Source organism: Acutalibacter sp. 1XD8-33, assembly GCF_003612555.1.
GTDB lineage: Bacteria > Bacillota > Clostridia > Oscillospirales > Acutalibacteraceae > Acutalibacter.
The window spans coordinates 1-8300 of sequence record NZ_RAZF01000055.1 but is presented as its reverse complement, the minus strand read 5'-3'; the positions used below and the strand labels follow the sequence as shown (position 1 = coordinate 8300).

The following is an 8300-nucleotide window of genomic DNA, read 5'->3' as shown; positions in this document are numbered from 1 at the left end:
GCTTGCCAAAGCCGGATTCCCAAAATGCCCGCGCACCGCCTTTGGATGAAAAGCGGCACTTCTGGACGCGCGATATATTTCAATCATTCTTCCGTACACCAGCACGAAGATGATGATGCCCAGCGCCTGCAAGGTGAGCCCGATGACCGAGGACTGGAGCCACAGTCCCAAAAGCGGGCCCAAGTCCATCCCCTCCAGCGTGGTTTCCAATGCGGCCAGCATATCCGGGGTAACATCCGTAGAGCCCTGGATCAGCCCCGCCGCCCTGGATATGGCGCTCTGGGACACATCGAACACGGCCATCACAATGTTAAAGGTGTTGGAGAGAATGAGGATGGCACAAGAGGTTTTGAATACCCACTTGTAGATATTCGCCACATCAAACTCGTGCATATTGTTTTTTTCCAAAAGCATCTGTATCAGCTCATAGGTGGCAACAAAGGTCAGCACCAGCCCGGCAATCGGTAAAATCACCGTTTCGGAAAGCTGGCGGATGAGGGAGAAAACCCCGGCGTTCCATGCCGCCGGGGTTTTCCCTACCTGTACCGCAATCTCTCCGACTTTGGCATTGACGGTATCAAAGAGCCCCTCGAGGTTCCCCATGATACCGCTGATCAGCAGCTCCTTCAGCCAGTCCGTGAGCCAGTCGGTGAGAAAGTCCATAAGCCGCCGCCCTTAAAACAGGCCCGACAGCAGAGGGATGAGTGTGGTGCCCAAAAGGATGATGCCGCCGCCCGCCATGAGCTGTGTTATCCCCAATTAGTAGGAACAATACAGCTTTCTGGCGGGCGGCGGCACGTCAAGAAATATATATGGAGTTTTTAAGAATCCCCCCGGAGCGGGGGAGCGGTCAGCCTGTGACCTGCTCCACTTCCGGTATGGGTTTGAGATTAAAATGAATTTCGATAGAAATGTGTCTTGTTTTGTCGCTGTCTATGGTTTCATGGACAACGATTTCTTTCATCAGGCGGTTCAGGGTGGGAGCGTCCAGCTCGGTGATATCCCGGTACTCCTGTATGGATTCCACCCACTGCCTTGCGTCCACGGCAAGCCGGATTTCATCGGCAAGGCGTTTCCGTCCTTCCTCAACCTTGGTTTTTAATTCCGCCTGTTCCTTCTGCGTCTTTTCCAGCAGGAGATCGAAGTTTTCCTCTGTGATTCGTCCGGCTACCATGTCCTCATAAAGCCGTAATACCATCTTTTCCAGCACTTCAATCCGTTCTTCGTCTTTGGCAAGGGTGCGTTCCATCGCTTCCCGCTGGTCTTTCTGCTCGGCCTGGCAGGTGTCGGTCAGCCGTCCGGCCACCGCTTCGCTGTCGGTCAGGGCAGCGGCGGCGCACTCCCGGATTTTGTTCAGCACAAGGGCATAGAGGGTGTCGTAGTCAACCCGATGCTGGGTGCAGTGCTGCTTCCCGTAGGCATTGTAGGTCTTGCAGGAGTAAATCTGCTGTGGGTGCTTTGCGTTGGTATAGCGGATGGTCAGGGACTTGCCGCACTCGCCGCATTTGAGCAGCCCCGCAAAGATACTCGGCTCCCCGGCCTTCCTTGGACGCTGGCGGGATTTCAGCTTTTCCTGAATGATGGCGAAACTCCCTTTGTCCACTAACGGCTCGTGCGTCCCCTCCACCACAATCCAGTCCTCCGGCTTCTTCTCCCCGATAGTCCCGATTTTGAAGCGGTATTCCCTTTTCTGGGAAGCCATCGCCCCGGCATAGACGGGGTTCATCAGGATGTCCTTAATCACCGTGAAATCCCAGATATACCGCCCGTTCTCCGGGTCTTGCTTCTCCCATCTGGTGCGGATATTCCGGTAGCCGCGCTCCCGGTTCCACCATGTAGGGCAGGGGATTTTCTGCTGCTCCAGCCTGCGCCGGATGTAGTTGGGGCCTCTTCCTTCCAATGCCCACCCGAAAATCTGACGGACAGCGGGGGCGGTTTCCTCGTCAATGAGAAGGTGGTTCTTGTCCTCCGGGTCTTTCCGGTAGCCAAACGGGGCGATACAGCCGGTGAACTGGCCTTTCTGCGCCTTCAGCACATAGGAGGAATGGACTTTCTTGGAAATATCCTTGCTGTACATCTCATTCAGGATATTTTTAAATGGCGCAATGTCGTTGTTGTCCCGCATGGTGTCGATACCGTCATTCATGGCGATGTAGCGCACACCGTTCCGGGGGAAGAAGTCCTCGATAAGCTGCCCGGTCTGCAAGTAGTTCCGTCCTAACCTTGATAAATCCTTTGTAATGACAAGGTTTATCTGCTTCCGCTCAATGGCTTTCAACATCCGTTTCAGGTCGGGGCGTTCCATGTTCAGGCCGGTGAAACCGTCGTCCTGATAGACTGCCGCAACCTCCCATCCCTGCTTCTCGCAGAACTTTTCCAGCATATCCCGCTGGTTCTCGATACTGGCGCTCGTCCCGTCAAGGTCATCGTCCTTGGACAGCCTGCAATAGATAGCTGCCCGGAAGCTCCCGGCAAGGAGTGTGTCCATTCCTGTATATTCCATTGCGTTCATCATAACCGTTTACCCGCACAATCCAGACGGAACACGGTCACTTGGAACCTCATCTTTATTATATCCTATTTCTTGTGGTTTAGCAAGATATTCTTTATCTGTTTTTCTGCTGTGTTTCTGTGCGATAAGGCTTACGAAAACGTCCGTAGCGTCCAGTTCGCCGTCAAATACTGTGGTGACATGAATCTCTGTTTTATTTTTCGCCATAGGCAGTTGTCCTCCATACATGAAAAAGCCAGACAGGGAAGGCCGGCAACGAAGTCCGGCAACGGGCTTCAAAAGACCATGAAACTAATCCTTGTCTGGCGGTTGGGTTATTTTATACTTTTTCTTTTATTTTTCTGTTGTTTTGGTTGTTAAAGGGGAGAAAAGCCCGCAGTTATGGGATTTTCCCCGGCAACCGGCCCGGCAACGGGATAGCAACGAAGTGTGCAACGGGCTGTCATTTGCCGGATTTTTTCAGAAGGGAAGCTCCATCTGCTCCGGCACTGGCGTAAATCCCTCTGGGGTTTTTCCTGCTCCGTTGCTGGTGTCCGTTGCCGGTTGCTCCCGTTCCCATCCCTTCTGTCTGCCGTACCCGGCGAACATCCGGGGGTTGGAGAAATACTTCCAGCCGGTGACGCACTGGTTCATTATCTCGTTGATTTCCCGTATCTCCCATTGTTTCGGTTCGTCATAAGCGTGGTTCAGGGCTTCTTTGTATAGCTGTTTGGAGCAGACGGTATCGCCGGGGTAGCTGTCAAGGAAAGCCTGAATCATCCCGGCTTTGGTGTCCTCCGGCATAAAGTCCCGCTGGCGTTCCTTTAGATAGCGCACCATTTCCGGGCTGAATGTCAGCTTCCATCTGCCGCTTTTGTAAATCTCCATCGCTTCCGCCCACACTTGGCTGATATAGGCTCTGGAAGTGTGTTCGTCCTCTAAAATATGCGTTTCCGCCTGTTCCGGGCATACCTGTATGGGAATAAAGCGGCGGTTGCCGGAGCGGTCAAGGGGCAGGAAGTCAAGGGCGTTGGATGTGCCGCCGAACACGCACTGCCTTGGGCGGTCTGCCGGGTGGGTTTCATAGGGTATCTTGTAAACCTCCTTCTGGCGGCTCAAAAATGACTTGATTTCCTCTATGCTCTTTGCGTTTGCGGTGGCAATCATCTCTGACATTTCGATTATCCAATGACCTTGCAGCTTCCGGTATACGTTATCATCGTCCAGCTTCCGCAAATCGTCCGAAAACCACTCGTCTTTGACTGCCAGCAGGCGGAAGAAAGTGGACTTCCCGGCTCCCTGACCGCCCACCAGACAGAGCATAACTTCAAATTTACAGCCGGGGGAAAATGCCCGGTGGATGGCTCCCAGCAAGAACAGGCGCAGGGCTTCATAAGTGTACTGGTCTGCGTCTGCCCCTAAAAAATGCCGCAGACAGAAGCGCACCCGCTCGGTTCCGTCCCATGTCAGGCTGTTTAAATACTCCCGGACAGGGTGGTAGCTGTTCTCATCGGCGGCAAGGCTGGCGGCGTCCTGTATCTTCTTCTCGCTTGTCAGGCCGTAGGTTTTTTCCAGATACAGCCGGATATATTTCATGTCCGTGTCAGTCATGGGGCTTCCGGTGGTTCTTTTGTATCCAATAGGCTTTAATATATCGGTGCGGTCGGTCAGCAGGTTGTAGGCAACCGCCCCGGACAGGAGCGGGTCGCGCCGGAACACGGTCAGGCAATTGCTCATGCTGTTGCGGAAGCCGCCTTTCTCTGTGGTTTCCAGCATGGACTTGACCTCCTCAACGCTCCGGGGCGGCTCTGTGCTGTCTGCCATGTTCGTTATTTCCTGCCGTATCTCTGGCGGTAAGCTCTGCCATTCGTCTTTCAAGATTCCTCACTTCCTTTCCGCAGTCTATGATAAGCGCTGCCCGCTCCGGAAGCTCCCCGGACAGGAGTACGTCCATTAAATATTCCAGACGGCTCATGTTCTGCAGGGCTTCCGTAAAACGGGGGTTCCATGCTTCGTCCGGTTGACGTGGGGCATATTCCTCCTTCCAGCGGCGCAGGAGATGGTAATAGTCAGACAGCACACGGAAACAGTGCCGCTCCATACGCTTAAATTTCTGTTCCTCGGTTTCCCTCCGCAGGCATGGACGGATAGGCTGCTTCCCGGCGTTCCTCCCGTCCTCATAGGGGATGGAGAAGTCCTGCGCCAGCATGAGGGCGGCTTCCCTGCTCCCGATGCCGTGGAGCCGGGAAACAAAGTCGATCACGTCCCCGGTGGCTCCGCATCCGAAGCAGAAGAAGCGGCGGTCGGTCTTCATGCTTGGGTTTTTGTCGTTGTGGAACGGACAGACGCACATCCCGTTCCGGTTTACTTTGATTCCATAACGCTCCGCAGCCTGCCTTGTGGTGACGGACTGTTTCACGGCTTCAAATACGTTCAATAGGCGTTCCCTCCTGATAATCCCAACGTGAGCGACACAATGTCGCCCACGTTGTCTGTAAATCCATTTTGTTGCAAAGAAAAAGGCACTTGCCTGCGGTTTCCAATCACAAAACAAGTGCCTGTTTAAAGTTCCATATTCTGTTGTTTCTGTGTCCGGCTCGGCTTCTGTTTCCCTGCCTGCTCCTGCCGGATGCGTTCCTGCCGCCCTTTCAGGCTCTCCTGTACGGACGGCTTCTTTCCCGGCTCGGCGGTCTGGCGGTACTGTTCGGGCGGCAATACCTGATTGAGCCAGTGGCGCACGTCACGGAGTACCTTCACATCTGCCTGAACCGCTTCCAGTTCCTTCCTCTGTCCGGGCAGGGCGGCGGCAAGCTGTTCCCGTTCGGATTCCAAATCTTTACGGGAGTAGGAATTGCCTTTCAGGTTGGCTTTCAAATACCGGATAGCGGCATTGTAAGCGTCCAGTTCCTCCTTGTGGCTCTCCGCAAACTTCTCCTTTTTCTTCTTCCAGCCGATGGCGGTATACTCCGCATGGACTGGCTTGTTCGCTTCATATTTGTCAATATAGGACAGCATGGTGTTGATGGCTTTGATACGCTTCTCGCTTTTTTTCATGCTCCCCATGACAGAAACTGCGGTATTGCTGATTTCATCCAGCCGGGCGTCAAGGCTCTCCACGGTGGAGATTTCCTTTTTCCGCAGGAAATCCATAGCCGCCTGCACTTTATTGTAGTCGGCAACGGTTCCTTTCAGCTTCCCTCTGGAAGTCCAGTCAGCACGTTCCCCACTCCGCAGTTCCAGATACCGGAATAGCAGCTCCGGGAGTGTCGGCTCCTTGGCCTGTTCCAACACTTCCAGCAGCACGGCCTTTTTCTCTTTCAGGTCGGCAATCCAGCCTTTTAAGTGGCGCACCATCTGGCGGATGGACTGCATGAGGGAGTTGGCGGATTTGATGTCCCGGTTCAGGTTGCCGATGTTGGTCTGGATTCCCTTCTTCTCCATCTGACAGACGGCAGGCCCCATGTGGACGGTGGGGATTTTATCAATCCCCTGTCGGGCATAGGAGCGCAGGTCAAGCCGTTCCGGGCGGCTGTTGGCTTCCAGATAGCGGTTGGCCGTGTCCGCCCATCCCTGCCGCCAGATTTCAGCGTATTTCCGGTCGTTCCAATCTACGGTGTTCTCCTTGTGGCTTTTCCATCTGCCGGACGGGAGCCGGATGCGTTCCCCATTCTCATCAAGGTCATATACTTTTCGGCTCTTGGGGAGCCATTTCCCTTTTTCGTCCATCGCCCGCATGGTGAGCAGGATATGGGCGTGGGGGTTGCCGTCCCCTTTGTCGTGGATGGCAAAGTCGGCAATCATTCCCTTGGAAACAAAAAACTCCCGGCAGTAGTCACGGATAAGGTCGGCATACTGTTCCGGCGGGATTTCCCTTGGGATGGCAAGCACAAACCTCCGGGCAAGCTGGGAGTTCCATTGTTTTTCCTGCGCTTCGGCAGAGTTCCATAGGGTGTTGCGGTCTGCAAACTCCGGCGGCACATGGGGCGGGAGCAGGATTTCTTTGTGGGTGACTTCGTTCTTGTAGGGATAATACTTCTGTTCTTGGTCATATTCAGAGAACAGCTTCTCGCCGCTCTGGTAGGCGGCGGCAGAAACAGCGGATTCATTGCTGCTCCGCTTGATGATGGTGATTTTACAGTGCGGGCATGGCAAGTGTGCACCCTCCTTTCTCCCGGATTCCGGGCATGAAAAAAGCAGGATAACTTTTTCAGTTTCCTGCTTGGGTGTGCCGCTGGTGGGCGGCGGGTATTTAGTTGTCAGATTGGTTAGCAGCCTGATAGATGAGAAACAGCCTTTTAAGTTTTTTGTATCTCTTTTATTGCTTTTTGAATATCCTTATAAACTAATGGCTGCATACTATCTTCATAAACAGATGTATTTGCCTTATGGAGTGCGGAAAGAATATCATCCTTCAATTCGGGCTTATCTTTTGCAATAACAGGCAATAGTTTGATACATTGTCGTGCTGTAATGGGTTTGATGTCTGTTATGTGTTTCAAATATTTATCAATGATTTCATCAATCTTATAATCTTTATCCCATTTTGCATTACAGGCAATCAATGTAAGCCCTCTCGTGCGGATATAAGAATTGTCGCTGTCAAGCATATCGCTTAACCTATCCATGTAAGGATAAACGCAATCCGTTTTTTTGCTTTCTTTCTGTAATTCTTGTAATGCTTTGTAAGCAACACTATTGTTTTTATCGAACAATAATTCAAATGTTTCTGCTATATTAACTGACATGGTATTCTCCCTTACAAACCTGAATTTTTATCTCTCAATTCTATAAATGTAGCAGGCTTCATTTTGTTTCGTTATAATATTTGTTTAATATTTGGGCTAAAAGTAGAGGATTTTCTTCATTTACAACGTGTCCGGTGTTTTCGATGATTTCTAATTTTGCATTTTGAATATTTTGGTGGAAATAATACGCAGATTTCATGTTGGCGCTATCTTTTTTCCCGCAAATCAAAAGAGTAGGACATTTTATACTGTTAATGCTGTCACTGAAATCCAATGCTCTCATGGAGTTTCCCAAAATGAAAGTGTCTTTTTTATTAAACGCCATATTTTCAAACATTGATCTGGGTAAAAGTCTAAAAATGATATTTTGAATGCCAAATATTACCCTGGGAATTTTATGAGGAGTACCAATCAAAACAAGTGATTTCACTTTATCGGGGAAATCCAATGTGTAATGTAATGCTAATATTCCCCCTAACGAAATGCCGCACAAGTTTATTTGTCCGTCATTATTATTACAATATTCTTTGAATGAAGAATATAAATTTTTATAACAAGCTTCCTTGCCATTAAGAATTGTAGATAAGTCTGGACACAAGATATCTCTATTGTCTTCCATATGTGAAATTGTTTCATTCCAACTTGTTGATTTATGGCCCGAACCGTGTATAAAAATAGTCTTCATCAATTTTTCCTTTCAAATTTCGATTTTTCACTGGCTTCATTATACGCTATCCTATCAAAAAAGTATAGCTGGATTTCGGAAAACTTGTTGGACAGGAGCAGCTTGCAGTGTAAGATAATTCCGGGCGGCAAGTCCGCAAAGGGGTAGCTGGCGGAGCCAGCGCAGGGGAAGGGTAGCGTCCCCTGTGATGATTGGAGCAGATTGAAAATCTACGGAAATCATCCGCTGTCCGCAGGACGCTCCCGGCAGGGCGCAATGCACCACTTTCCTAAGTGGTGTATAATTGCGCCCTATCCGAGTTCTTGGATAGGGCGCATTATCCGAGATAATCAATTATCCGAGGAAACTCTCAAAACCACCAGCATAAAAGGCTTTCAGA

Annotated in this window: 8 protein-coding genes and 1 pseudogene; all 9 read right to left on the bottom strand. The window is 50.9% G+C overall.

Translation table 11 applies throughout. The annotated features are described in order from the left end of the window. A partial coding sequence (locus tag D7X94_RS17350; RefSeq protein WP_243111377.1) for a VirB6/TrbL-like conjugal transfer protein, CD1112 family occupies positions 1-663 on the bottom strand: 663 nt, incomplete at its 3' end. A gap of 12 nt (positions 664-675) precedes the next feature. Then, positions 676-756: pseudogene (locus D7X94_RS17345) on the bottom strand (Maff2 family mobile element protein); the annotation flags it as partial. Between the two features lie 94 nt (positions 757-850). Then, positions 851-2515: a recombinase family protein gene (locus D7X94_RS17340; protein WP_120429043.1), complete on the bottom strand. Its 1665-nt coding sequence runs from the start codon at positions 2513-2515 to the stop codon at positions 851-853. A 6-nt stretch (positions 2516-2521) separates the two neighbouring features. Then, positions 2522-2719 (bottom strand): hypothetical protein, encoded by a 198-nt coding sequence (locus D7X94_RS17335; protein ID WP_016223833.1) that lies wholly within the window; start codon positions 2717-2719, stop codon positions 2522-2524. Between the two features lie 252 nt (positions 2720-2971). After that, the gene (locus D7X94_RS17325; RefSeq protein ID WP_120429042.1) at positions 2972-4315 is read right to left on the bottom strand and encodes a virulence-associated E family protein; all 1344 of its coding nucleotides are present in this window, start codon (positions 4313-4315) and stop codon (positions 2972-2974) included. Further along, positions 4281-4928 carry a CHC2 zinc finger domain-containing protein gene (locus D7X94_RS17320; protein WP_016288558.1) on the bottom strand — a complete coding sequence of 216 codons (648 nt, stop codon included), beginning with the start codon at positions 4926-4928 and terminating at the stop codon, positions 4281-4283. Before D7X94_RS17320 ends, D7X94_RS17325 begins: the two co-directional genes overlap by 35 nt. A gap of 125 nt (positions 4929-5053) precedes the next feature. Continuing rightward, the gene (gene mobQ, locus D7X94_RS17315; protein WP_120429040.1) at positions 5054-6643 is read right to left on the bottom strand and encodes a MobQ family relaxase; all 1590 of its coding nucleotides are present in this window, start codon (positions 6641-6643) and stop codon (positions 5054-5056) included. A gap of 143 nt (positions 6644-6786) precedes the next feature. Then, positions 6787-7236 (bottom strand): hypothetical protein, encoded by a 450-nt coding sequence (locus D7X94_RS17310; RefSeq protein WP_016288556.1) that lies wholly within the window; start codon positions 7234-7236, stop codon positions 6787-6789. A gap of 58 nt (positions 7237-7294) precedes the next feature. Next, positions 7295-7921 carry an alpha/beta fold hydrolase gene (locus D7X94_RS17305; protein ID WP_199715169.1) on the bottom strand — a complete coding sequence of 209 codons (627 nt, stop codon included), beginning with the start codon at positions 7919-7921 and terminating at the stop codon, positions 7295-7297. Positions 7922-8300: the final 379 nt, after the last annotated feature.

Coding starts and splice junctions, on each gene's coding strand:
- D7X94_RS17340 (WP_120429043.1), bottom strand. CDS start 2,515: ATGATGAACGCAATGGAATATACAGGAATGGACACACTCCTTGCCGGG.
- D7X94_RS17310 (WP_016288556.1), bottom strand. CDS start 7,236: ATGTCAGTTAATATAGCAGAAACATTTGAATTATTGTTCGATAAAAAC.
- D7X94_RS17325 (WP_120429042.1), bottom strand. CDS start 4,315: ATGGCAGACAGCACAGAGCCGCCCCGGAGCGTTGAGGAGGTCAAGTCC.
- D7X94_RS17335 (WP_016223833.1), bottom strand. CDS start 2,719: ATGGCGAAAAATAAAACAGAGATTCATGTCACCACAGTATTTGACGGC.
- D7X94_RS17305 (WP_199715169.1), bottom strand. CDS start 7,921: ATGAAGACTATTTTTATACACGGTTCGGGCCATAAATCAACAAGTTGG.